The following is a 22,022-nucleotide window of genomic DNA, read 5'->3' on the forward strand; positions in this document are numbered from 1 at the left end:
ATTATCGAATTAATATGACAAGCGCAAGACAATCGGGTCATGGGAACGGTCAAGGAGCGTGGCTTTCGTTACCACCACGCTCCTGTCCCGAGCCGCGCTAGGACGCGACCTTCACCGGGATCTTGAGATAGCGAACCCCGTTCGCATCCGGGGGAGGCATGTGGCCGGCGCGGATATTGACCTGGATCGACGGCAGGAGAAGCGCCGGAGCGGGAAGCGTGGCATCGCGGGCATCGCGCATGGCGACGAACTGGTCTTCCGACACGCCGTCCTTCAGGTGCACGTTCTTCTCGACCTGCTCCGCGACGGTCGTCTCCCACGCGTATTCGCTGCGTCCGGGCGCCTTGTAGTCGTGACACATGAAAAGGCGCGTCTGGGGCGGCAGGGAGAGGATCTTCTTGATCGAGCGATAGAGGTTATGCGCGCTGCCGCCGGGAAAGTCGGCGCGGGCGGTGCCGTAATCGGGCATGAACATCGTGTCGCCGACAAAGACCGCGTCGGCGACCTTGTAGGCGATGTCGGCCGGGGTATGGCCGGGAACATGCAGCACCTCCACTTCCAATTTGCCGATTTGGAAGCGCTCGCCATCCTTGAACAGGTGGTCGAACTCGGTGCCGTCGCCGGACACGTCGGCGGCATCGAAGACGGGGCGGAAGATCTTCTGCACGTCGCGGATATGTTCGCCGATGCCGACCTTCGCGCCGGTCTTCAGCTTGATGTAGGGCGCGGCGGAAAGGTGATCCGCATGGGCGTGCGTTTCGAGCACCCATTCGATGTCGTAGCCCGCCTCGCGTGCCGCCGCCAGAATGGTCTCGGCCGACTTCATCGAAGCTTTGCCGGAACGGTGGTCGTAGTCGAGCACCGGATCAACCACGGCGGCCTTCCGGGTCGCCGGATCGGCGACCAGATAGCTGACCGTGTTGGTGGGTTCGTCGAAAAAGGCGCGGATGATGGGTTGGGCGTGAGAGGCCATGATGCCAGCTCCTGGAGAGAGAACATGGTTGACACATACATTAGAATTATCTAATTTAGCAACATCTAATAAATGGACGACGCCATGACCCTTCCTCAGCTCGACATCGCGGATTTCGAGGCAAACGCCGTTGAGGTCGCAAATGTTCTGCGCGCGCTCGGCAACGAGCGGCGGCTGATGATCCTGTGCAAGCTGGCGGAGAGCGGCGAGGCCACGGCAGGCACGCTCGTTGAAGCCTCGGGCTTGAGCCAGTCGGCGTTGTCGCAGCACCTCGCCAAGATGCGCGACGAGGGCATTCTGGCCTTCCGGCGGGAGAGGCAAACCCTCTGGTACCGCATTGCCGACCCGCGCATCGAAAGCCTCATGGCCGAACTTCATCGCCTCTATTGCCGGCGCTGATGGCGCTCCCCTCTCACAAGGAATTTCCCAATGTCACTTGCAACCATCTCTCCCCAAAAGGCCAAGGAACTCATCGCGAAAGGCGCTGTTCTCGTGGACATCCGCGAAGCGGACGAGTATGCCCGCGAGCGCATTCCGGGCGCGCGCCATCATGCGTTCTCCAAGCTGCAGGGGCCCATCGCCGCACCCGGCGCCGTGATCTTCCACTGCCGGTCGGGCAATCGCACAGCGACCCATGCGGAACGGCTGGCGGCGGCTGCAACCTGCGACGCCTACATTCTTGAAGGGGGCATCAACGCCTGGAAGAAGGCCGGACTGCCAGTCGCGCAGGATAAGACGCAACCGCTCGAGCTAATGCGCCAAGTGCAGATCGCTGCGGGCTCCCTCACCCTTCTCGGCGTTCTGCTCGGCGCCTATGTGCATCCCGGCTTCTACGCGTTGTCGGGCTTCGTCGGCGCAGGGCTGATTTTCGCGGGCGTCACCGGGTTCTGCGGCATGGCGCGTCTGCTCGCGTTCGCGCCCTGGAACCGGAAGGCTGCTGTTCCGGCGAAAGCATAAATAAAATGTCTATCCTCTTCACCAATGGCGCGGCGTTGGGGTCCGGCGCTCTTGTCGGGCTGGTGCTCGGGCTCGTGGGCGGCGGTGGCTCGATTCTCGCCGTTCCACTCCTGGTCTACGCGGTCGGCATTGCCTCGCCGCATGTGGCCATCGGAACGAGCGCCCTCGCGGTCTCGGCGAGCGCGTTCGGCAATCTGATGGCGCATTGGCGGGCGGGGAACGTAAGGTGGCGCTGCGCGCTCGTCTTCGCGAGCGCGGGTGTTGTCGGCGCGCTCGCGGGAGCGGGTGTCGCCAAGACCGTCGACGGGCAGCGTCTGCTCGCCCTGTTCGGCCTCTTGATGATCGTCGTCGGCTTCATGATGCTGCGACGGAAGAATGGCGCGGGCGATGCGTCCGTGCGCCTGACGCGGCAGAATGCGCGTACCATGCTTCCTGCCCTGCTGGGCACCGGGTTTGCCGTCGGCCTGCTTTCCGGATTCTTCGGTATCGGCGGCGGGTTTCTCGTGGTTCCCGGCCTGATGCTCGCGACCGGCATGACGCTGTCGCTTGCCATCGGCAGCTCGCTCGTTGCCGTCACCGCTTTCGGCGCCGCGACGGCTTCCAGCTATGCCCTCTCCGGCCTGGTTAATTGGGAGGTCGCGTCTCTCTTCATCGGTGGCGGTCTCATCGGCGGGCTCGGTGGTGTGGCGCTCGGCAAGCACCTCGCCCGACGCAAGCAGATCCTCGGCACGCTGTTTGCCGGTCTCGTCATCACGGTTGGGATCTATGTCGCCATCCGCGGCGTTGCAGCGCTCGTTTAGCGACCGCTTGAGAGCGCCATCTCGATTGGACGCGCGCGAGCGCTCTTAAGCCGTCGCCGCGCGCCGTCCGGCAGCGTCGATCACGATCTCCCCATCCTCTTTTCTGAATTCGCCCTGCTGCGGCACGGGCAGGATGTCGAGCACCACCTCCGACGGGCGGCAGAGTTTGACGCCGAACGGCGTCACCACGATGGGTCGCTCGATCAGGATCGGATGCTCCATCATCGCGTCGAGGAGCCGATCATCGGTGACATCAGGGGCGCCGAGCCCGAGATCCTCGAACGGCGTTCCCTTCTTGCGGACCACATCGCGAACGCTCACACCCATGCGCTTGATGAGCTGGCGCAGCAGAAGGCGCGTCGGTGGGGTTTTAAGATACTCGATGATATGCGGCTCGATCCCGGCATTGCGGATCAGCCCGATCACGTTGCGCGAGGTCCCGCATTGCGGGTTGTGATAGACGATCACATCCATAAAGACCTCCTTAGGCGGCTCATGCGGCGCTCAGGGGGAGCCGCATCGCGCACTCGATGCCCTTTCGCTGGTAGCTCATCTCGACAGCGCCTCCAAGTTCGTGGGTGATGCTGCGCTGGATAAGCCGCGTACCAAAACCCTGGCGCTCGGGCTGGAGAACGGCAGGGCCGCCGGACTCGTGCCAGAGGATTGCAAGCTGGCGGTCTCCGGCAGTCTCTTCTTTCACGATCCAGGAGACTTTGATGCTTCCCTGCGGGGTGGACAGTGCACCGTATTTGGCCGAGTTCGTCGCCAGTTCATGAAAGGCCATGCCAAGGCTCAGGGCCTGCTGCGGCTTGAGCTCGACAACGTCACCGAACGCGCTAATCCGCTGCCCATCGATCCCGCCATGAGGCTTGAGCTCCGCCGCGATGACCTCGCCCAGGGGGGCGCTCTCCCAGAGCGTGCGGGTCAGAATGTCGTGGGTCGCGGAAAGCGCCATTAGGCGGGCGAGGAAGGTGATTTGAAACTCTTCCGGCGAGTGGCTGCCGCGCAGCGTCTGGCTGGCGAGGGACTGGACAGTGGTCAGGGTATTCTTGACCCTGTGATTCAGTTCGTGCAGCAGAAGCACCTGACGCTCCTCGGCGCGTTTGCGTTCGGTGATGTCGACGCAGGCACCGATCATATAGAGTGGACGACCGTCAGCATCGCAGACCGCGCGGCTGCGCTCATAGAGCCACCGTATGGACCCGTCGGGAAGGATGGCGCGAAACTCGTAGGAAGCGACCTCCCCTGTCCGCACGGCTTTGCTGACGACGTGGACCATCGCATCTCGATCGTCCGGGTGGACGATGTCGAGGAACTCCTCCAGGGATCTCGGCGCGCTCCGATAATCGCGTTGAAACAGCTCGCCCGTCGCCGGATCCCACTCGACAACGTTGCTCTGCATGTCCCAACGCCACGTTCCCGTCTTGGAGGCGGCAAGAGCCGCATAGAGCTTTTCCTGAACGGCCTCGAGCCGTGCGAGGGCGCTTCGCATCGCGCCTACCGCCAGCACCATGAGAAGCGCCACGCCGACATAGAACACGACGGCAACAAAGCTTTCCAAGGATGGCGCGCCGAAGCTGAAGGTGTGTGGAATGAAGAAATACCAGGCCGATATTGCCCCCAAGACTATCGCCACCAGGCCCGGGATGATCCCGCCAATCAGCGCGGCCGCAAGCGCCGCCGGGAACATCGTAATGAAAGGCGTCGTCAGGCCGAGAAGCGGCGCCAAGGACATGCGAGCGACGGTCGCGATGACCACGCACATGATTGCGATCACAATAGCGATCGGCGAGTTGGCCGGCACAATTTTTGTCAAACGCGTCAGCATGGAGCCAGTGCGGTCGGGAGCAGATCGAGTGCCACTTCCATCCACCCTGGCGGCGTGCACGAGGCCTTGGCTGTGCGCGGAAGCCTGCGCCTCGACCGGGCCGCGGCCCATCGCTTCGTCGGGGGAGGCCGCCCCCGGTCGGAAACGCCACCAGGAACGCGAACCGTTCATATACTCGGCTTTCAGCACTCAGCGCCACCTTGCACGCGCAAACCGGACAACACTTGTCGCACAAGAGCGTCATAGGCCTCACGGGTCTCGACATTGTTCAGGGAAAATTCAAGCATCCAGTCGCGTGACAACGGCACGAGGACGATCTCGATGGTCATGGCGTGCGACGTGCCCGGCAGGTTTGCGTCGATCCAGGTTGCGCTCCAGCGGACAACCCCCGGCGCGGGCGAGGCGAGCGATACGGACTGGGCAGGACGACCGAAAATCCCCTCGTAATCCCGCTGCAGTAGAGCAGCGTCCCGACGCGCGAGATCGGATTGCGGCAAGCTCTGGAGGTCTCGCGCGGATCGCAAATTCATATCAAGCTCCGCGGTGGAAAACACCGCGTTCAAGCTGGTCTTCAGGTCATCAACCGCAACGCGCCACTCCCGCGGCAGCGCCAGCGAGAAACAAAGATTGGGCGTCACACGACTTGCTACATATGTCTCGCGCAGAACCGGATCGAACTTTGCCTGAGTGGCTTCTGGCATGGCTTCCGACGCGGGCAGCATGGCTGCAACTCCGCTGGAAGACGCCACGAAACACGCGGCGAGTGCTGCGACAAGACGCTTCGCGACGAGCATCATCGAATCTCCTTTCGTTTCGCGGCACAAGCTCCACCGTAATAGCAACGCTTTTGAGGCCATCTGGTTGCCTCCGGGAAGCTCGATGGCCTTGAGTTGCAGCGTCACAGCCCTACCTCGCCAACAGAATCGAACGATATGGCGAGAGGAGAAAAGTGATGCCGAAGACTCGAGGTGTCTCTTTGATCGCAGCCCTTCTGTTTGCAGCGGGACAAGCCTCGGCGGCGACCTGTCGCGATCCGGCCGGCTTCGAGAAATGGCTCGGCGACGTGCGCCAGGAGGCAGTCGCGCAAGGCATCTCGCCCGACGCGATTCGCGCGGCATTGTCCGGCGTGACTTTCGACCCAAGCGTCATCGGTAAGGATCGCGGTCAAGGCGTGTTCAAGCAGAGCTTCGAGCAGTTTGCGGGCCGAATGATCTCGCCTTACCGACTCAAGATGGGCGCGAGTCTGCTCAAGAAACACGCCGCCACGCTCGCGCGCGTCGAGCAGCGCTTCGGCGTGCCGGGCCCGGTACTGGTCGCGATCTGGGGATTAGAGAGCGATTTCGGCGCGGTGAAGGGCAACATGGCGACGATCCGCTCGGTCGCGACGCTCGCCTATGATTGCCGGCGCTCCGAAATGTTCCAGCGACATCTGTTCGACGCCATCCGCATCGTCGAGCGAGGCGATCTGACGCCCGTTGAGATGCGCGGCGCATGGGCCGGCGAACTCGGCCAGACGCAGTTTATGCCTTCGTCCTACGTGAAATACGCGGTCGATTTTGATGGCGACGGCAGGGCCGATCTGCTGCACAGCCCGGCCGACGTGCTCGCCTCGACCGCCAATTTCCTCGTCGGTCATGGTTGGCTCAGGGGTGCCGACTGGTCGCCGGGCGCACCGAATTTCGAGGTACTGCGGGAGTGGAACAAGTCGCAGGTCTATTCGCGAACAGTAGCCTATTTCGCCAAGCGGCTTGCCGGTGGCGACGTGTCGGATGCGAACCAGTAAGCGGGTGAGCGCCTTCGAGCGCCCACCCGGTTTTCTGTGTCAACCGCGCGCGCGAGCGCGGATCATGAAGTTGTCGTAAGCGTATTCGGCCACCTGGAACCACAGATATTCCTCGCCGCGGAACGCCTTGTAGCTGTCGTAGAGCTTCTTGAAGGCCGGGTTCGAGGCGGACAACTCGTCATAGATCTCGTTCGCCGACTTGTAGGCGGCCTCCATGATCTCCTGCGAGAAGGGCCGCAATTGGGCGCCCGCGCCGATCAGACGACGCAAGGCGGCGGGATTGCGAGCATCGTATTTGGCCTGCGTGTCCACGTTGGCGTATCCGGCAGCCGCCTGAATGACCGCCTGATAAGCCTTCGGCAATTCGTTCCACTTCTGCAGGTTGATAAAGAAGTGGATCGCCGGGCCGCCTTCCCAGAAGCCGGGATAGTAGTAGTAGGGAGCGACCTTGTTGAGACCGAGCCTCTCGTCATCGTATGGCGCAACCCACTCGGCGGCGTCGATGGTGCCGCGCTCGAGGGAGGGGTAGAGATCGCCGCCTGCGATCTGCTGCGGTACGACGCCGAGCTTCCCCATGATCTGTCCGGCAAGCCCCGCGATACGCATCTTCAGGCCGCTGAGATCCTGAACCGTCTTGATCTCTTTGCGGAACCAGCCGCCCATCTGCGCGCCGGTATTGCCGGCGGGCAGCGCGAAGAGGTTGTACTTGGCGTAGAACTCGTTGAGCAGTTCGTTGCCGTTGCCGTGATAGAGCCAGGCATTCGTCTGACGCGAGTTCATGCCGAAGGGCAGGTTGGTGCCGATAGCGAAAGTCGGGTCCTTGCCGATGTAGTAGTAGGAGCAGGAATGCGCCATCTCGACGGTGCCATTGCCGACCGCGTCGGCCGCCTGCGGCGTGCCGACGATCTCGCCCGCAGCGAAGGGCTGGATGATGAACTTGCCGTCGGTCGCCTCCGACACGTATTTCGCCAAAAGCTCGCCGCCGCCGAACAGGGTGTCGAGCGACTTCGGAAAACCTGAACTCAGACGCCAGCGGATCTCCGGCATGGACTGGGCAATGGCAGGCTGGGCAATGGCAGGCTTGGCAACGGCACCAGCCGTCACACCAACGGCGGCAGTCTTGAGAAATACGCGACGCTTCATAAAAACAACCCTTTCGCGATGACGCTTTCGCAAACCCCACGACGATGGAATGTTTCATGGGAGCGTCGCGAAGCGCACAACTTGATGCTCTTCTCATAACGACCCGGATAGAATGTGACAGGCAGAGAGCGGCAGGGGCTTCATGCGCTGAGTGCATGTGTTCGCAACCAATCGGCCCTGGAGGCGCTGAAATTGCAGAGCAGTCACGCGATCCCAACCGCGCGGGTATAGGCTTAAATGACCACCGTTACCTTTTCGGCCGCCCGCGTCAGGCCGGTATAGAGCCAGCGGCTGCGATGCTCCCGGAATGCGTAGGATTCATCGAAGAGCACGAGATCGTCCCATTGCGAGCCCTGGGCTTTGTGAACCGTCAGCGCATAGCCATAGGTAAATTCCTCGGACTCGCGGCGCAGCACGAATGGGATGTCCTCTTCCGCACCTTCGAAAAAGGCCTTGTGCACGACAACCTCGACCGCGCGACCGCGGGCGTCGTCCTCGGCCGTCACGTCCATGCGGATGAAGTCGTTGCGGATCCCGCGCAGAGTCTGGATGTTCCAGATGCTACCGTTGAGCAAACCCTTGGTCTTGTCGTTGCGCAGACACACAAGCTTCTCGCCCGCCGCCGGCATCGGGTCGCGATAGCCGTTCAATTCGCGCAGGCGCGTGTTGTAGAGACGGCGCGTCTTGTTGAGACCGACGAGCACCTGATCGGCCGCCATCACCGTCGCGGCATCGATCTCACGGCGGCGGATGACGCGGCTCTCGCCGTACGTGCCGGGCTCCAGCTTGCCGCCTTCGCGCACCTTCATCGACATATGGACGATGGGGTTGTCCTTGGCCTGACGATGGACCTCGGTCAGCATCATGTCAGGCTCCGCCTCGGTGAAGAAGCCGCCCCCTTTGACGGGGGGAAGCTGCGCCGGATCGCCGAGCACGAGAACAGGCTGGCCGAAGGAGAGAAGATCGCGCCCGAGTTCCTCATCGACCATGGAGCATTCGTCGATGACGATCAGAGCCGCCTTCGCGGCCTGGCTCTGACGATTGAGGACGAATTGCGGACCGCCCTCATCTGACTCCCGTGAGCGGTAGATCATCGAGTGAATGGTGGAGGCGTCCGAGCAGCCTTTCGCGCGCAGAACCGAAGCGGCCTTGCCCGTGAATGCGCCGAAGGCCACCTCCCCTTCCACGCCCTCCGCGATGTGCCGCGCGAGCGTCGTTTTGCCCGTGCCGGCATAGCCGAACAACCGGAAGACCTGACGGTCGCCACGGCGCAGCCAATCGGCGACTGTCTTCAAAGCGGCATCCTGCTGTGGTGACCAACTCATCCGGCTTTTGCCTCGCGACGCAGACTATAGATCAGGCCCGCGACGATGCAGGCGCTCCCCGCAAACACATAGGGATCAAGCGGCTCATGATAAAGCTGCCAGCCGACGAGGGCGATGAGCGGAATGCGCAGGAAGTCGAGCGGCACGACCATGCTCGCATCGCCATGCCGGTAAGCGTTGGTGAGGCAGTAATGGGAGAGCAGGCCGCCGGCGCAGATACCGATGAGCGGCAGGGTGTGGGACGGCTCGATCCTCAGCCAGAACGCGCCGCTGACGCCCGCGAGGTTCATGGGCAGCTGCATCAGGTTCATGAAGAAAATGATCGAGAAGGTGCTCTCGGTCCGGGTCAGGCGCTTCGTGATGATGGCGACGAGAGCGAAGGTGAAGGCGACCGCGAGCACCAAAAGGCTCGCCGGCTGCAACGTCCCGACCCCCGGCCGCAAAATGATGAGCACCCCGGCAAACCCGAGCACGACCGCGACGAGGCGGCCCCTGTTCATCCGCTCATGCAGCAGCGGGATCGCCAGCAGCGCGACCCAGGCGGGTGTGGTGAACTCCAGTGCGAAGACGGTGGCAAGCGGCAGCAGCGTGAGGCTGTAAGCCCAGGCATCGGTACTCGCGAAATGCAGGACGTTGCGGGCGAGATGCAACGTGAAGCGGCGCGGCTTCAGTCCCGATCGGAGTTCCGGCTTTATGAACGCGAAGGTGAGGAGGATGAGGACGCCCGCGGCATTGCGCACCGACAGGATCTCGAACACGGAGAAGGTCGGCGAGAGCGCGCGCACGGCGACAGCCGTTGCGGAGAAGGAGAGGAGCGCGCCGCTCATCCAGAGAACGACGGCAAGGATACTGCGATGGGGCACGGCTGATCGAGCGATGTGACGGGGCTTCATCGATAGCTCGCCGCGCCGGCCGCGTGAAGACTCCATCGATGCGTCGGACGCGGGCGACACCGGACTCTCACGCGCCTCAAATCGACACATCGCGCGCCAAATTCTGCCGCTACGTCATGTATTCGCGCATGTGATTCTTGACTCGTCGCGCGCCGCAAAAGGCGTTTGGCGACTCCCGACCGCGTTTTTTCGCCGCGCACCACAACTTTTTTTTCTGGCCTCGCGAGAGCACGTTTCAACGCATCCGCGCGAGGCCTCGTCGCGACGCGCGCGCTCGCCTCAACGACACTGCGCGCGCGTGGAGACAGCAGGCTTCGGAATTTCTTGCGATGATATAAGCATTTGTTTTTAAAAGATTTTTTATGACGGAAATTACTCTGATCTACAGCACGTGAGATGTTTGGGGCGTCGCCCAAGCAACGTACTCTCGACTCATATTTCGCGCGTTGCAGGGCGCATTGGAAGCGCAAGTTCAGACGTGAGAACGGGTCAAAGTATCCACAGAAAATGTGCTCGTTCTACTTTCTACACTTTCCGTTAATCGGAACCCGCTTGGTATAACGACGTTGCCTTGCAAGCGTGACGGTTGCACGCGAAGGCCCTTGAAGGAGGCGGCTATGCCGACAGACGATAAGTCAAACCCGCTGACGATGCTGTTCACGGGTGACACCGGTGCGACCAGCACCACCAAGAAGACGCGCGGCTCGACCGGCGGTAAGAAGGGCGCGAAAGCTAGCGCCAAGAAACCTGCTGCGAAGAAACCCGCTGCGAAGAAACCTGCTGCGAAGAAGGTCGCCGCGAAATCGGCGGCAAAGAGCGCTGCCAAGAAGACGGCTGCCAAGAGCGCTGCGAAGTCCGCTACCAAGCGTACGGCCGCCAAGAAGGCTGCTTCGAAGACCGTGAAGGCTGCGGCCAAGAAGACAGCTGCCAAGAAGACCGTGAAGGCTTCGGCGAAGAAGGCCACCGCGAAGAAGGTGGCTGCGAAGACCTCCGTTCGCTCGGCCGCGAAGAAGTCCGCAGCGAAGGCGGGAGCCAAGAAGACGACCGCCCGGAAGTCCTCGGTCAAGTCGACCGCCAGGAAGACCACCGCGAAGGCCGGCGCCAAGAAGGCCACCGCTAGGAAGACAGCTGCGAAGACCACTGCGAAGAAGACCGCCGCCAAGGCTGGCGCGCGTTCCGCTTCGAAGGTCTCGGCCCGTTCAGCCGCCAAGAAGGCTCCGGGTCGCTCGGCCAGCCGCACCGCGGTCAAGGCCTCCGCCAAGAGCTCGGCCTCGAAGCCCCGCGCCGCCAAGGCGACGAAGCGCGCCGCCGCCGCCTCCAGCCGCACCTCGGCAACCAAGAAGTCGAAGACGGTTGCTGCGAAGCGTTCGCCGGGTCCGCGCAAGGGCTCTTCGAAGAAGCGCTAAGACAAGCGTGCCTCTCGCGCCGGGATCGGGGTTCAAGCCTCGAGCGACCGGCGCTTCGGCATAAAAAATCGCCCGGCTCCGGCCGGGCGATTTTCGTTTGAGGCGCGCCTAGAACTCGATCATGTCTCCACGAAACATGACCAGCCTCTTCCGTTTTGATATCGCGTGATCCTTTGAGTGGCTTCCACCTTTGCTGATTGTGCTCTAGCGGCCCACGCTCATCGGATCGTCGTCGTCCCAATAGGGGCTCGCGTTGTAATAGCGATGGACGTGCTCCTCCCAATCGCGGTCATAGGATAGATCGTGCCCCTCGGCGCTGCGCCGGGGCGCGCCGCGCAGCTGTTCCTCGGACAGGTCGAGCTCGTAAGCATCGAGTTCGATTTTGTAAGTCAGGACCCCCCAGGGCAGCGTATAATACTCCTCGCCGAGCCCCATGAAGCCGCCAAAGCTCATGACGGCGTAAGCGACTTTTCCGGATCTTTTGTCGATCATCACGCGCTCGATCGTGCCGATCTTCTCGCCGTCGGGGCGGCGCACCGGCGTCCCCTCGACCTTGTCGCTGGCGATCAGAGCGTGAGCTGTGTGCAGGCCTCCACCCTGTGCCGTCGTCTCCATCATCATGCTCCCTTCGACTGTGAGATAATGAGGCAACGTCGAGGTGAAAAAGCCGGTTCCGGGGACGTCTCGCGCCGAGGCAAGACCCTGCCGCGCTACGCTTGAGTGAAGCTCTGCTATCGGAACCCGCCGGTCCGCGCTGACGTTGACCTGCGTTTCGCAAGGGGCAGCGTCGGCGGAGACGAGGATGACACACCGCATGCCCTTAAGCCTCAAGCCCATCGAGGAGCAGATCGTCGTCATTGCAGGCGCGTCGAGCGACGTCGGGATGGCCACGGCGCGTCTCCTCGCTTCGCGCGGGGTCAGGGGACTGGTCCTGACCGACAGCGATCCCGCAGCCCTGCGCAGGATCTCAGACGAGGTCTCTCGGGCCGGAAGCCGCGCCCTCGCTATCAGTGCCGATGTGAATCGGCGTGACGATCTTGAGCGCGTGGCGAAGCTCGCCATCGATGCCTTCGGTCGGTTTGACACCTGGATCGACGATCGCAACGCCATGATGGGTCTGGCGGTCGCGGTGCATCATCTTCGCAAGTGGGGTGGCGGCATCGTCGCAATCGGCAGGTCCGCGTCTGGCAAGGACCACATCGACCGCCTCCGCATGAGACTGCGGCGCGCGGGCGCGCCGGTTTCGATCACGCTCGTCACCGCCCCCTTTCTGTCAAGGCTTGCGACCAAACCGCAGCCGATACGCGACCCTCATCTCGCGGCCGGGGCGATCGTGTTCGCAACGGAGAACCCGCGTCGCGAGATAGACCTTGGCCGTCCGCCGCGCGGGCTCGGTCTCCTCCGCCGAGCGCAACGACATCCTTATGCGACGGGAGCCCTGCTGGCCGGGATCGGCGCGGCCCTCGCGGCTTTTCTGATGCCCAAGGTCGCGAACCGATCGCGGCCGCGCCCACGACGGACTGTTGAGCCCGAAAAAGCAGTCACGCGCCAAGCGGGCAACGGCGAGCACAAGACGACGCTCGGGCCGGGACATGTCTCTCAACGCGACGGCTCCGAACGTCGTCCACCGGCTCATTGACGTCGCCGGCAGGCTGGGTAGGGCAAGGCAAGGCGACAAGATGAGACATGCGAAGCCCGTTTCGCCATCCTGCAGCCCAGGCTAGCCTGGGCGCATGAACGCGATTCGATGCTTACCCCTTGCTCTTGCACTCGCCCTTCTCGTCGGCGGCTCGGCGTCTGCCCAGGACAAGGGCGCGCTCAATCCAAAGCCGCTTCCGCCTCTCGCGAACCCCGACGATCCGAAGACGCCCGCGAAGGAATTGTTCGGGCGACGCGATAAGCCAGCCGCGCTGCCGGCGAACTCGATCGGAGGCTACGCGAAAGGCTGCGTCGCAGGAGCGACCGCGATCCCCGTCGACGGCGACACCTGGCAGGTGATGCGTCTCTCTCGCAATCGCAACTGGGGACATCCGCAACTGATCGAGCTTTTGAAGAAACTGTCCGCGCGGGTGCCGCAAGTCAATGGATGGCCCGGACTGCTCGTCGGTGACATCTCCCAGCCGCGCGGCGGTCCGATGATCACCGGTCACGCCTCGCATCAGATCGGCCTCGACGCGGATGTCTGGTTGACGCCGATGCCCACGCGCCACCTCACCCGCACTGAGCGCGAAGAGATGTCAGCGACCGACATGGTGCGCGAGGATCTGCTCGATATCGATCCGAAAGTCTGGACGCCGCAGCACACGGCTCTCATCCGCACGGCCGCGAAGGAACCGGAGGTCGCGCGAATCTTTGTCAACCCGGCGATCAAGAAGGCGCTCTGCCGGGAAGCAGGCGACGACCGCTCATGGCTGACGAAGGTGCGGCCGATGTTCGGCCACAACTATCACTTCCATATCCGCATTGCCTGCCCGCAGGGCGACGGCGAGTGCGCGGACCAGGAGCCGCCCCCGTCAGGCGATGGCTGCGGCGCGGAGCTGGCCCAGTGGTTCACGCCGAAGATGCTGCATCCGAAACCCGGCAAGCCGCGCCCGCCGATGACCATGGCGCAGCTCCCGGCCGAATGCCGCCGCGTGCTCGCCTCGCCTTAATCCTTGGCGACCTTGTGGCCGCCTTCCGCGATGCGGTCGGTGAGTGCGAGGATGATGCCCGAGCCGACGAAGACCAGGTGGATCACCACGAGCCAGGTCAAATTGCGGTCTGAGATGTTGTCAAGGTTCATGAAGGCCTTCAGAACCTGTATCGCTGAAATCGCGACGATGGATGAGAGCAGTTTCAGCTTCAGCCCGGTGAAGTCGATCTTGCCCATCCAATCGGGCCAGTCCTTGTGGTCCGCCGCGTCGATCTTCGACACGAAATTTTCGTAGCCGGAAAAGATCACGATCACGATGAGCGAGCCCGTCAGCGTGAGATCGATGAGAGTCAGTACGCCGAGAATGACATCCGATTCTGTCGCCTGCGGCGCGTGCGCGATGAAATGGACGAGCTCCTGCATCGCTTTGAACAGCAGGAGCCCCAGCGAGAAGACCAGGCCGACGTAAAACGGCGCCAGGAGCCAGCGGCTCGCAAACAGAAAACGCTCCAGGACCCGTTCGATCATCATGCCCTCCCTTGTGACACCGGCGGGATGCCATGATAGCGGAGGGGGCGCAATATCTTAACTGGCCGCGACGCCGACCCCGATGGGGCAAGAGACGCCCGTGCCGCCGATCCCGCAATAGCCGTTCGGATTTTTGGCGAGATATTGCTGATGGTACCCTTCGGCGAAATAGAATGGCCCCACATCGAGGATTTCCGTCGTGACGCGGCCATAGCCCTGGTTCGAGAGCGCGCGATCATAAGCCTCCCGAGACGCCTCCGCGGCCTTCCTCTGCGCGTCGCTGAACACGTAGATGCCGGAGCGATATTGGGTGCCCATATCGTTGCCCTGGCGCATGCCCTGCGTCGGATCGTGGCTCTCCCAGAATACCTTCAGCAGGGCCTCATAAGAGATGCGCTTCGGATCGAACACCACGAGCACGACCTCATTGTGCCCGGTCAATCCGCTGCACACTTCCTCGTAGGTCGGGTTGGGCGTGATGCCGGCGGTGTAGCCTACCGCCGTAACCCAGACGCCCTCCCCCAATTGCCAGAACTTGCGCTCCGCTCCCCAGAAACAGCCAAGACCGAACACGGCCTTTTCCATTCCTTCCGGATAGGGCGGCTGCAGGGCGCGCCCGTTCACGAAGTGATGGCTCTCGGTGGGGATCGGCGACGCCCGGCCCGGCAGGGCCTCTGCCTGGGTCGGAAGATCGAGGCGCTTTTTGAGAATAGACATGAGGGACCTCTCGATGATCCGCCCAATGTAGGTGCTTTCCCTGGCGACCGGGAGAGTGCGAAGCGTCACCTTCCCGTGAAAGGATCAGCGGCCGGCCAGATAGCCGATGGGTTCCAGGGGCTTTTGGCCCAGCCAAAGTAGGAGCGCGCCCAAGACGAACCCTGTCACGGACGCCGGAAACTGAAGCACATGGACCAGAACCGGATCCCAGAGCCAAGGAATGGAGCGCTGCGCGACACGAGCCTGCAATCCCGGAACGCCATCGGGAAACACCGCATTCACCAGTCCGTTCAACGAAACAAATGATATATCGTTATTAACGATCGATCGTGTGCCGTCGATCACCAAACCGATGAACCCGGCTGCAACAAGCAGGAGGCCGAGACTACGCGCCAAAAACTTCAAGATGGAATACCTCTCCAAACAGAGGGGATTCTAGTTTGTTTTGACGTAAGGGAAAAGTCGGCAAAGTCCAACTTCACAGAAGTTCGATCTTGCCTTCTGCTGCCATTTAGCGATACACGAACCGCCTCCGCATGATCCGGCGGAGAAAAAGCCCTGCCTCTCGGCCTTACGCCGAAACAGGGTTATAGAGCCCGGCACGGGCTCGTGTAGGAGGGGTGGCCGAGTGGTTGAAGGCGCACGCCTGGAAAGTGTGTATACGGGAAACCGTATCGAGGGTTCGAATCCCTCTCCCTCCGCCACCGTCTAAATAGCTGATATTACAGATATTTTTATTGTCGCGGACTTATCGGGCCATTTCGTCGCGCCCTGACGCGCCAGGACTTACCGGTTTGCCCGGTTTCGAATGTTGTAGTCCGGTTGCGAGGTTCGGATCATTCATAGGGAAGGACCCACGACCCGCTGCAAAGCGCTGGTTTCAAGCTAACTCATCTCCGATCTAAGAGCCGGAGAAATTGCACCGAAGGTTTCATCTATTTTCCAAAACCTGGGGCACCAATCGGCAGCCGCGTCGAGCCCATTCCTAACACCGGCCATAGGCCGAGGGAGCCTGCAAACTGGACATTCGCCAGTCGTGGGTAATGTAGTGTGTCCTTGGCAGGCCTGTTCGTGATCCGAAGCATATGCCACGCGCGGCATGCGCGGGTTCCTAAATGGCTACCTTCGTCGCTGCACTCAACCACTCTTCCGGATCGGCGTGACGGCGTTGTGTCGACGCAGTTCAGCAACCTATGAAAAGGGGCCCGCGAAGCTCAGCAAGCGCGTACTCAACGAGTAGCGCAGCCATGAGCTTGATGCTCTATGGTTCCCCTTCCGTGAGTGCCGCAAGGCGATCGCCAAGGCTCAGCGACTGATTGGCCGGGGCGGCATCCGAGATCGCCAGCAGGGTATGTGTAATTCCAGCGCTGAGACGTTGTCAGGTGATGACCGCGCATGCCCGTTTAGCAAGGTCCAACGCTTCGGCGAATCCGCCGGGGTCGCGCGCAGGACGCGAAGCGCAGGTTAGGAGGTCTGGGGCGTCCTGCCGAAGCGCAAGTGACTGCGCAGCAGAACGTGCACCTTTGCCGGTGAGATAATGTCGTTCACACCATCTATAAAGCTCGACACACCCCGCGGGCCACAGTCTGCCGGATCCATATCTCGGCGAAAGCGAGCGCATCCTCCGACGGCGCACATCAATGAGCGGGCGGAGCATTTCTTCGCGATATCGAGCTCGCTTGGCTTGCGTGTGACGGCACCTTCGCATCGAGCCAATTGCTGGTCGCCCAGCAATTGTTTTCTTGCCCGGTGGGGATCCGGACTTCGTTTATGGCCAAGCAAACTGCTTTGGTAAGGCGAAGGCCCGACCGATCCTGCGGAAAAAGCTCGCAAGATCATCCAGGATCGGCACGGCTCCGAGGAGCAGCAAGGCGACCGCGAGCGGCAGGGTTGGTTGCGCCGAACCCGATCTGCTTGAAGCCAACGGCGCCGACAACACCGCCCGCGGATGCCCCTTACCCCAGTGGCGAATATCGACCAGGTTCGCCCAACTCTTTAACCACTCCAAGGATTTTACTTCCGACTGGTGTGCCGGAATAGCTCCTGGACCGAGGGATGGTTCAAGGTCGCTCACACCCGCTGGAGTTTCGAAACGATTGCGCGGGGTGCGCCCGAGTGTTTCAGACGAGAGCCTGGGCGTTGATGGATGCCGGCGAATGATCTGCTGGCGCCTTGTCCCAGGCTTCAGCAAATACACGCGCTGCATTCTCTCCCATGATCCTGCGGATATCGGCGTCCGTGTAGCCGCGACGCGCAAGAAGGTCCGGCAGCGTCTCGAACTTCTGCTGACTATCGAACCCCTCCGAATAGACCGTCTCCCACACATAGGGGCCGACCATTTCCGGATAGTTTCGCTTCGTCCCATTCTCCCACTTCACCTTTGTATGCGGAAAAAGGTCTGTGCCGATTCCCACATGGTCGATGCCGACGAGTTGCACCATGTAGTCAATGTGGTTGGCAAAATCCTCAACCGTCGGACGTGCCGATTTCGGCGAATGACAGAAGGGTGAATAGGGTGAGACGCCGACCATGCCACCGGTTGCGGCGGCTGCGCGAATCTGATCGTCCTTGATGTTCCGGGGATTCGGAGTCAACGCATAAGCGTTCGAATGAGTGAAGATAGCCGGTCCGTCATAGAGTTCCATCGCATCCATGGAGGTGCGATAGCCCACATGGGTCAGATCGAGCGCGATGCCGTTGTGCCGCAGCTCACGCACCGCCCGCTTGCCGATCAGGGTCAGACCGTGGTCGGTCGGTTCCAGGCAGCCGGAGCCGAGAGCATTGGCTTCGTTGTAGGTGAGCGCCGCGCAACGGAGCCCGAGGCGGGCGAGGCACATGATGAGCCGCGTTTCGCGCCCAATGTAGTCGAGGCCCTGCGATCCCAGGATCACCCCGACGCGGCCACTCTGCCGCGCAGTCTCGATGTCGGCCCCCGAGCGTACGTGAAGCGCACGATGGCTCATCTGATCGAACAGGCAAAGGCAATCGTAGAGTTCGACAAGCACCGGTTCGATATTCTCGACATGCGTGCCGATGCTGATGTGCAGCACATCGATCCCCGCGCGAAGCGGCCCGTCGGCATAATCTGCGGGGCGCCCGGCCGGTGCCCCAAGCGTTCCGAGCGACCCTCCAAGCATGTCGAAGACCAGAAAGTCCTTCAGGGTGCTCTTGGCCGCTTCGCGTCGTACTGCAGTCTTGGACATCAAATCTAGCTCCAATGAGTGGTGTTCTCACGCACGATAGGCGGAGAGGAAGGGATCGGTGTCACGGTTTTCCGGCGACGAGACCATGGGGCCGGCCCAACACTGAATCCGTCGGTTCTTAGTCGGATCGTTGATCGTCGAAGGTGGTTTCGAGTTTGCGGGGAAGAGTTGCGGCGATGGTCGATTCACCGCTCATCGTAGGCATGGCTACTGCTCCGCGGTGCCGCGCACTAGAACCACCCACGTTGCGAACGGTGTGACGAAGCCGCAACGACGAAGATGCATCTGAACGCCTTTCACAGTGTGAATATGAGTGCAACGCTCGATCGGCCGCTCGCGGTTTCGAGCCATCGTCGATGTCGAAGTTGAGGCTAGACCTCGGCGCAAAGTTCAGTCAATGATGAATGTTCATAAACAAAAGGAGCCTCGCGTGGAGGGCAAGCAAAATGTCCTCGCATTACTCGTCCGCAACGTTCCATTGCGTACAGCGCGCTCTTTGAGCCGCACGATCATGGACCTCGTAGCCGATGGCAAACTTGTGGCCGGGACGCGGATGCCTACGGTTCGCGACGTTGCCAATGCCATGGCGATGAGTGCGACGAGCGTGGCCATGGCCTGGCGCGAATTGGTGGACTGGCGCGTGCTCGAGACAAAGCGTCGGGGCGGCACGATTGTACTGGGGCCACCGCGCGCGCCACGAGCGGCGCGCTTCGATGCACTGACTTCGAAGGCCGCAACCGTACCACTCAATCTCGGCTATACACTCAGCGACCCCAAACTGATCCCGCCGCTCGGCCCGGCACTCGCCGCAGCAGCGGCCGATCCAGGAATCAACGACTACACGCCGGTGCCGATCAGTCCCGCACTGCGCGCGGTCGCGACTGACATGTGGCCGTTTCCACCCAAATTCCTGCTGGCGACGCATGGAGGCGTGTGCGCCATCGAGATGGCATTGAGAACAACCGTGCGCCCCGGCGACCGTGTGCTCGTCGAAGTGCCGTCGCTGCCGCGTGTGTTCGACATCCTGGAAGCAATCGGTGCGACGATCGTACCTTTGCCCAGAGTGAATGGCGGACCCGACCTCAACGTCCTTGCGCAGTCACTGCGCAGCCGTCCCGTCGCACTGGTTTACCAACCCTTCGGCCACAATCCGACCGGACTTTCGGTGACGGCCGACTGGGTCCATCAGGCCGCCTCCCTGCTGCGTGACGAGCATGTGGCAGTGTTCGAACTGGTTCTGTCGCCGCTGCTGCGTCGCAATCAAAGCCGAATTCGTTCAATCGGCCAACATCTTCCGCACTCGGTCGTCCACATCCAATCGTTCAACTTCTTCTTCGGTCACAATGTCCGGGTCGCTGTCGCCGGCGGCAGCGACTATTATATCGATCGTATGTGGCAGAGTTTCACCTTCTCCTCGCGATGGGTGAGTCGGGTTCTCCAGGATGCGGTAGCGTTTCAACTCACGGACCCAAGTGCAGGCGCGCATCTTCGACGCTTCATTGATACATGCTACTCTCGTCACGCCCTCTTCAGCGAGGCGCTCCGGGCAGTTGGATTCGAACTGCAGGAAACCGAGGGACCGATGATCTGGCTCCCCGTTCCGGACGAGAAACACGTTGCGGACGCCCTGCTCAAGGATGGCATCATGACCTACGGTGGAAGCAACTTCTCACCAGTGCTGCTCGCCCAGGACTTTCTGTCTTTGAACGGCACGCTCCTGGCGGAGGGACACGCGCGCATCGCCGACCTTCTTGCTCGCGCATGTGGCCGGTGAGCAAAGACAATTTCTGCCCAATGCTTCTATGATCGGATCGGTCGTGTCGATCGGAGGCCGCCGTGACGCGGCTGGGACGGGAGCGACGAACAACGCAATCGAATTCGAGAGTTCTCCAGCAGCGCATTCTCTTTGGCCGACGAACTGCGGTCAGGGAATTCAGATCATCGTATCACAATTGATTTCGCGGCTCGTTTTTGTTCATAATCATATTCTATTGACCGTTTTCGACGATCGCTCTTACGGTTTGAACGGCGGAGTTCTGTCCGCTAGAAAACAACGCCATGCTGAGATACCTCGCACGCCGCATCCTGCAGATTTTCCCCGTAGTTCTACTTGCGGTGATGATGAACTTTCTGCTCATCAATTTGGCACCCGGCGATCCGGCTGTCGTGATGGCCGGCGAACACGCACCAGTCGAATACATCGCAGAACTTCGTAAATCGTATGGTCTCGATGCACCGGTGCTCGAGAGGCTCGGCACATATCTCGTCAAACTTATGCACGGCGACCTCGGTTATTCGTTCGCGTATCGACGCCCTGTGCTTGAACTGCTGCTGGAGCGAGCGCAGGCGACGATGCTGCTCGTGCTCATCAGTCAGTTCTTCTCCATCCTGCTCGGCACGTGGCTCGGCGCGTACGCGGCCCGGCACCACAACCGGATTGCCGACAAACTCATCAGCTACGGCACAATCCTTCTCTACTGCATGCCTATTTTTTGGATCGGCATGATGCTGATCATGATCTTTGCGGTCAAGTTACAATGGCTTCCGAGTTCGGGGATGACCAGCTTCATGTCCTTTGGCCGTCCACGTTGGATCGACATCGCCATCCACATGATCCTACCGGCGACGTGCCTCTTCCTGCACACACTCCCGATCTACGCCAAATTGGCGCGCGCCAGCGTGCTCGAAGTCGCTCGGGAAGATTTCATCACCACAGCGCGTGCGATCGGATTCTCCGAACGGGTTGTCTATATGCGTCACGCCCTCCGCAACGCATTGTTGCCGACCGTAACCGTGGCCGGTCTCTCGTTGAGCGCCTTGCTGACCGGCGCATTGCTCGTGGAAACGGTGTTCGCTTGGCCGGGATTGGGGCGACTGATGTTCGAAGCGGTAAGCGCCCGCGACTATCCCGTTCTGATGGGCGGCTTTCTCTTCGCTACACTCCTCGTCATCATCGGCAACTTCATCGTTGACGTGATCTACACTTATCTCGATCCTCGGGTGATCTACTCATGAGATCATTGGCGCGTGAGACACCGCTGATCCTTGGCCTTGCACTTCTGGCATTCATGGTGGCAGTCGCGCTCCTGGCGCCGGCACTCTATCCGAGCAACCCGCTGTTTTCCAACGCGCCGCCCATGCAGCCGCCGGACTGGGCCTATCCGTTAGGCACCGACCATACCGGGCGCGATGTTGCCGCGATGCTTGCTTGGGGCACCCGAGTATCGCTGCTCTTTGCTTTCGGGGCCGCGGGCATCTCTCTTGTCTGCGGCACGGTGCTTGGCGCGATTTCCGGCTACTTCGGCGGCCTTGTTGACGACGTTCTATCTCGTCTGTTCGAGATGTTTAACATCGTGCCGCGCCTGTTCCTGATCATCCTCGTCGTCGCTGTCTTCGGATCCTATCTGTGGCTCACCGTGGCGATCGTCGGACTCACCATGTGGCCGTCCAACGCACGCATCATGCGTGCGCAAGTGCTCACCTTGAAGTCACGTGGTTACGCCCAGGCCGCCATCGTGTCCGGTGCAGGTCCCTTCACCGTGCTGTTTTCGCATGTCGTGCCCAACGGCATCGGACCGGTCATGGCGAACTCGATGCTTCAGATGGCTTATGCGGTGCTGACGGAGGCTGGTCTCGCGTTCCTGGGACTCAGCGACCCCAATATCGCGTCATGGGGACAAGTGCTCTATTGGGGCCAAGGCTTCATCGCCTCGGCGCCATGGATGATCATTTTCCCAGGCCTGGCCATCGCCATGTTGCTGATGTCGTTTCACCTCATCGGCGGGACGTTGCAGGAGCGGTTGGATCCGCGGCAGCAGGGAGCGATGGCCTGAC

At 61.6% G+C, this 22,022-nt stretch carries 22 protein-coding genes and 1 tRNA gene; 11 read left to right on the forward strand and 12 right to left on the reverse strand.

What is annotated here, in order from left to right:
• Positions 1–97 precede the first annotated feature (97 nt).
• Complete coding sequence (locus I2H38_RS10500; RefSeq protein ID WP_196271800.1) at positions 98–973, reverse strand: MBL fold metallo-hydrolase; 876 nt, start codon at positions 971–973, stop codon at positions 98–100.
• An 84-nt stretch (positions 974–1,057) separates the two neighbouring features.
• Between I2H38_RS10500 and I2H38_RS10505 the strand changes: the two genes are divergently transcribed.
• From I2H38_RS10505 to I2H38_RS10515, 3 genes are read left to right on the forward strand one after another with little or no spacing between them, the layout of a single operon-like run.
• Positions 1,058–1,372, forward strand: a complete 315-nt coding sequence (locus I2H38_RS10505; protein ID WP_196271801.1) for an ArsR/SmtB family transcription factor — start codon at positions 1,058–1,060, stop codon at positions 1,370–1,372.
• A 30-nt stretch (positions 1,373–1,402) separates the two neighbouring features.
• Complete coding sequence (locus I2H38_RS10510) at positions 1,403–1,930, forward strand: rhodanese family protein (RefSeq protein WP_196271802.1); 528 nt, start codon at positions 1,403–1,405, stop codon at positions 1,928–1,930.
• A gap of 5 nt (positions 1,931–1,935) precedes the next feature.
• The gene (locus I2H38_RS10515) at positions 1,936–2,730 is read left to right on the forward strand and encodes a sulfite exporter TauE/SafE family protein (protein WP_196271803.1); all 795 of its coding nucleotides are present in this window, start codon (positions 1,936–1,938) and stop codon (positions 2,728–2,730) included.
• 45 nt (positions 2,731–2,775) lie between these two features.
• On the opposite strand, the gene arsC is transcribed toward I2H38_RS10515, so the two are convergent.
• The 3 genes from arsC to I2H38_RS10530 are packed head-to-tail and all read right to left on the reverse strand — an operon-like array spanning position 2,776 to position 5,355.
• Complete coding sequence (arsC, locus tag I2H38_RS10520) at positions 2,776–3,204, reverse strand: arsenate reductase (glutaredoxin) (RefSeq protein WP_196271804.1); 429 nt, start codon at positions 3,202–3,204, stop codon at positions 2,776–2,778.
• A 19-nt stretch (positions 3,205–3,223) separates the two neighbouring features.
• Positions 3,224–4,747 carry an HWE histidine kinase domain-containing protein gene (locus tag I2H38_RS10525; RefSeq protein ID WP_196271805.1) on the reverse strand — a complete coding sequence of 508 codons (1,524 nt, stop codon included), beginning with the start codon at positions 4,745–4,747 and terminating at the stop codon, positions 3,224–3,226.
• A complete protein-coding gene (locus tag I2H38_RS10530; RefSeq protein WP_196271806.1) occupies positions 4,741–5,355 on the reverse strand; it encodes a hypothetical protein in 615 nt (204 codons plus the stop codon). The genes I2H38_RS10525 and I2H38_RS10530 overlap by 7 nt, the downstream gene beginning before the upstream one ends.
• A 155-nt stretch (positions 5,356–5,510) precedes the next feature.
• Here I2H38_RS10530 and I2H38_RS10535 point away from each other — a divergent pair, with 155 nt between their 5' ends.
• Positions 5,511–6,341, forward strand: coding sequence for a lytic murein transglycosylase (locus tag I2H38_RS10535; RefSeq protein ID WP_196271807.1), 831 nt, complete (start codon positions 5,511–5,513; stop codon positions 6,339–6,341).
• A gap of 39 nt (positions 6,342–6,380) precedes the next feature.
• Here the strand turns inward: I2H38_RS10535 and I2H38_RS10540 are convergent, their stop codons facing one another.
• The 3 genes from I2H38_RS10540 to I2H38_RS10550 all read right to left on the reverse strand — a co-directional run bounded on the left by I2H38_RS10540 (position 6,381) and on the right by I2H38_RS10550 (position 9,702).
• Complete coding sequence (locus I2H38_RS10540) at positions 6,381–7,484, reverse strand: TRAP transporter substrate-binding protein (protein WP_196271808.1); 1,104 nt, start codon at positions 7,482–7,484, stop codon at positions 6,381–6,383.
• A 233-nt stretch (positions 7,485–7,717) separates the two neighbouring features.
• Positions 7,718–8,809, reverse strand: coding sequence for an ATP-dependent DNA helicase (locus I2H38_RS10545; protein WP_196271809.1), 1,092 nt, complete (start codon positions 8,807–8,809; stop codon positions 7,718–7,720).
• Positions 8,806–9,702 (reverse strand): DMT family transporter, encoded by an 897-nt coding sequence (locus tag I2H38_RS10550; RefSeq protein WP_210324761.1) that lies wholly within the window; start codon positions 9,700–9,702, stop codon positions 8,806–8,808. Before I2H38_RS10550 ends, I2H38_RS10545 begins: the two co-directional genes overlap by 4 nt.
• Positions 9,703–10,319: 617 nt before the next feature.
• On the opposite strand from I2H38_RS10550, the gene I2H38_RS10555 reads away from it, so the two are divergent.
• A complete protein-coding gene (locus I2H38_RS10555; RefSeq protein ID WP_196271810.1) occupies positions 10,320–11,108 on the forward strand; it encodes a histone H1 in 789 nt (262 codons plus the stop codon).
• A gap of 204 nt (positions 11,109–11,312) precedes the next feature.
• On the opposite strand, the gene I2H38_RS10560 is transcribed toward I2H38_RS10555, so the two are convergent.
• Positions 11,313–11,723 (reverse strand): PRC-barrel domain-containing protein, encoded by a 411-nt coding sequence (locus I2H38_RS10560; protein ID WP_196271944.1) that lies wholly within the window; start codon positions 11,721–11,723, stop codon positions 11,313–11,315.
• 187 nt (positions 11,724–11,910) lie between these two features.
• Between I2H38_RS10560 and I2H38_RS10565 the strand changes: the two genes are divergently transcribed.
• A complete protein-coding gene (locus I2H38_RS10565; RefSeq protein WP_196271811.1) occupies positions 11,911–12,747 on the forward strand; it encodes an SDR family NAD(P)-dependent oxidoreductase in 837 nt (278 codons plus the stop codon).
• Positions 12,748–12,841: 94 nt separating this feature from the next.
• On the forward strand, positions 12,842–13,759 hold the full coding sequence (gene mepA / locus I2H38_RS10570; protein ID WP_196271812.1) for a penicillin-insensitive murein endopeptidase: 918 nt from the start codon (positions 12,842–12,844) through the stop codon (positions 13,757–13,759).
• Here the strand turns inward: mepA and I2H38_RS10575 are convergent.
• The 3 genes from I2H38_RS10575 to I2H38_RS10585 all read right to left on the reverse strand — a co-directional run bounded on the left by I2H38_RS10575 (position 13,756) and on the right by I2H38_RS10585 (position 15,390).
• A complete protein-coding gene (locus I2H38_RS10575) occupies positions 13,756–14,268 on the reverse strand; it encodes a TIGR00645 family protein (protein ID WP_196271945.1) in 513 nt (170 codons plus the stop codon). The genes mepA and I2H38_RS10575 overlap by 4 nt on opposite strands.
• 57 nt (positions 14,269–14,325) lie before the next feature.
• A complete protein-coding gene (gene msrA / locus I2H38_RS10580) occupies positions 14,326–14,985 on the reverse strand; it encodes a peptide-methionine (S)-S-oxide reductase MsrA (protein ID WP_196271813.1) in 660 nt (219 codons plus the stop codon).
• Between the two features lie 84 nt (positions 14,986–15,069).
• Positions 15,070–15,390 carry a PetM family of cytochrome b6f complex subunit 7 gene (locus tag I2H38_RS10585; RefSeq protein WP_196271814.1) on the reverse strand — a complete coding sequence of 107 codons (321 nt, stop codon included), beginning with the start codon at positions 15,388–15,390 and terminating at the stop codon, positions 15,070–15,072.
• 209 nt (positions 15,391–15,599) lie between these two features.
• On the opposite strand from I2H38_RS10585, the gene I2H38_RS10590 reads away from it, so the two are divergent.
• A tRNA-Ser gene (locus tag I2H38_RS10590) sits at positions 15,600–15,689 on the forward strand.
• 1,416 nt (positions 15,690–17,105) lie between these two features.
• Here I2H38_RS10590 and I2H38_RS10595 read toward each other — a convergent pair.
• Positions 17,106–18,188, reverse strand: coding sequence for a dipeptidase (locus tag I2H38_RS10595; RefSeq protein ID WP_196271815.1), 1,083 nt, complete (start codon positions 18,186–18,188; stop codon positions 17,106–17,108).
• Between the two features lie 430 nt (positions 18,189–18,618).
• Between I2H38_RS10595 and I2H38_RS10600 the strand changes: the two genes are divergently transcribed.
• The 3 genes from I2H38_RS10600 to I2H38_RS10610 all read left to right on the forward strand — a co-directional run bounded on the left by I2H38_RS10600 (position 18,619) and on the right by I2H38_RS10610 (position 22,021).
• The gene (locus tag I2H38_RS10600; RefSeq protein WP_196271816.1) at positions 18,619–19,962 is read left to right on the forward strand and encodes an aminotransferase class I/II-fold pyridoxal phosphate-dependent enzyme; all 1,344 of its coding nucleotides are present in this window, start codon (positions 18,619–18,621) and stop codon (positions 19,960–19,962) included.
• Between the two features lie 284 nt (positions 19,963–20,246).
• Positions 20,247–21,203: an ABC transporter permease gene (locus I2H38_RS10605; protein ID WP_196271817.1), complete on the forward strand. Its 957-nt coding sequence runs from the start codon at positions 20,247–20,249 to the stop codon at positions 21,201–21,203.
• The gene (locus tag I2H38_RS10610) at positions 21,200–22,021 is read left to right on the forward strand and encodes an ABC transporter permease (RefSeq protein WP_196271818.1); all 822 of its coding nucleotides are present in this window, start codon (positions 21,200–21,202) and stop codon (positions 22,019–22,021) included. Before I2H38_RS10605 ends, I2H38_RS10610 begins: the two co-directional genes overlap by 4 nt.
• Position 22,022 lies beyond the last annotated feature (1 nt).

This window comes from Microvirga alba, assembly GCF_015694465.1.
GTDB classification, from domain to species: domain Bacteria; phylum Pseudomonadota; class Alphaproteobacteria; order Rhizobiales; family Beijerinckiaceae; genus Microvirga; species Microvirga alba.

Bases quoted from the DNA above. Each gene is read 5' to 3' on its own strand.
- I2H38_RS10500 (WP_196271800.1), bottom strand. From the start codon at position 973: ATGGCCTCTCACGCCCAACCCATCATCCGCGCCTTTTTCGACGAACCC.
- I2H38_RS10505 (WP_196271801.1), top strand. From the start codon at position 1,058: ATGACCCTTCCTCAGCTCGACATCGCGGATTTCGAGGCAAACGCCGTT.
- I2H38_RS10510 (WP_196271802.1), top strand. From the start codon at position 1,403: ATGTCACTTGCAACCATCTCTCCCCAAAAGGCCAAGGAACTCATCGCG.
- I2H38_RS10515 (WP_196271803.1), top strand. From the start codon at position 1,936: ATGTCTATCCTCTTCACCAATGGCGCGGCGTTGGGGTCCGGCGCTCTT.
- arsC (WP_196271804.1), bottom strand. From the start codon at position 3,204: ATGGATGTGATCGTCTATCACAACCCGCAATGCGGGACCTCGCGCAAC.
- I2H38_RS10530 (WP_196271806.1), bottom strand. From the start codon at position 5,355: ATGATGCTCGTCGCGAAGCGTCTTGTCGCAGCACTCGCCGCGTGTTTC.
- I2H38_RS10535 (WP_196271807.1), top strand. From the start codon at position 5,511: ATGCCGAAGACTCGAGGTGTCTCTTTGATCGCAGCCCTTCTGTTTGCA.
- I2H38_RS10540 (WP_196271808.1), bottom strand. From the start codon at position 7,484: ATGAAGCGTCGCGTATTTCTCAAGACTGCCGCCGTTGGTGTGACGGCT.
- I2H38_RS10545 (WP_196271809.1), bottom strand. From the start codon at position 8,809: ATGAGTTGGTCACCACAGCAGGATGCCGCTTTGAAGACAGTCGCCGAT.
- I2H38_RS10550 (WP_210324761.1), bottom strand. From the start codon at position 9,702: ATGAAGCCCCGTCACATCGCTCGATCAGCCGTGCCCCATCGCAGTATC.
- I2H38_RS10555 (WP_196271810.1), top strand. From the start codon at position 10,320: ATGCCGACAGACGATAAGTCAAACCCGCTGACGATGCTGTTCACGGGT.
- I2H38_RS10560 (WP_196271944.1), bottom strand. From the start codon at position 11,723: ATGGAGACGACGGCACAGGGTGGAGGCCTGCACACAGCTCACGCTCTG.
- I2H38_RS10565 (WP_196271811.1), top strand. From the start codon at position 11,911: ATGACACACCGCATGCCCTTAAGCCTCAAGCCCATCGAGGAGCAGATC.
- mepA (WP_196271812.1), top strand. From the start codon at position 12,842: ATGAACGCGATTCGATGCTTACCCCTTGCTCTTGCACTCGCCCTTCTC.
- I2H38_RS10575 (WP_196271945.1), bottom strand. From the start codon at position 14,268: ATGATCGAACGGGTCCTGGAGCGTTTTCTGTTTGCGAGCCGCTGGCTC.
- msrA (WP_196271813.1), bottom strand. From the start codon at position 14,985: ATGTCTATTCTCAAAAAGCGCCTCGATCTTCCGACCCAGGCAGAGGCC.
- I2H38_RS10595 (WP_196271815.1), bottom strand. From the start codon at position 18,188: ATGTCCAAGACTGCAGTACGACGCGAAGCGGCCAAGAGCACCCTGAAG.
- I2H38_RS10605 (WP_196271817.1), top strand. From the start codon at position 20,247: ATGCTGAGATACCTCGCACGCCGCATCCTGCAGATTTTCCCCGTAGTT.
- I2H38_RS10610 (WP_196271818.1), top strand. From the start codon at position 21,200: ATGAGATCATTGGCGCGTGAGACACCGCTGATCCTTGGCCTTGCACTT.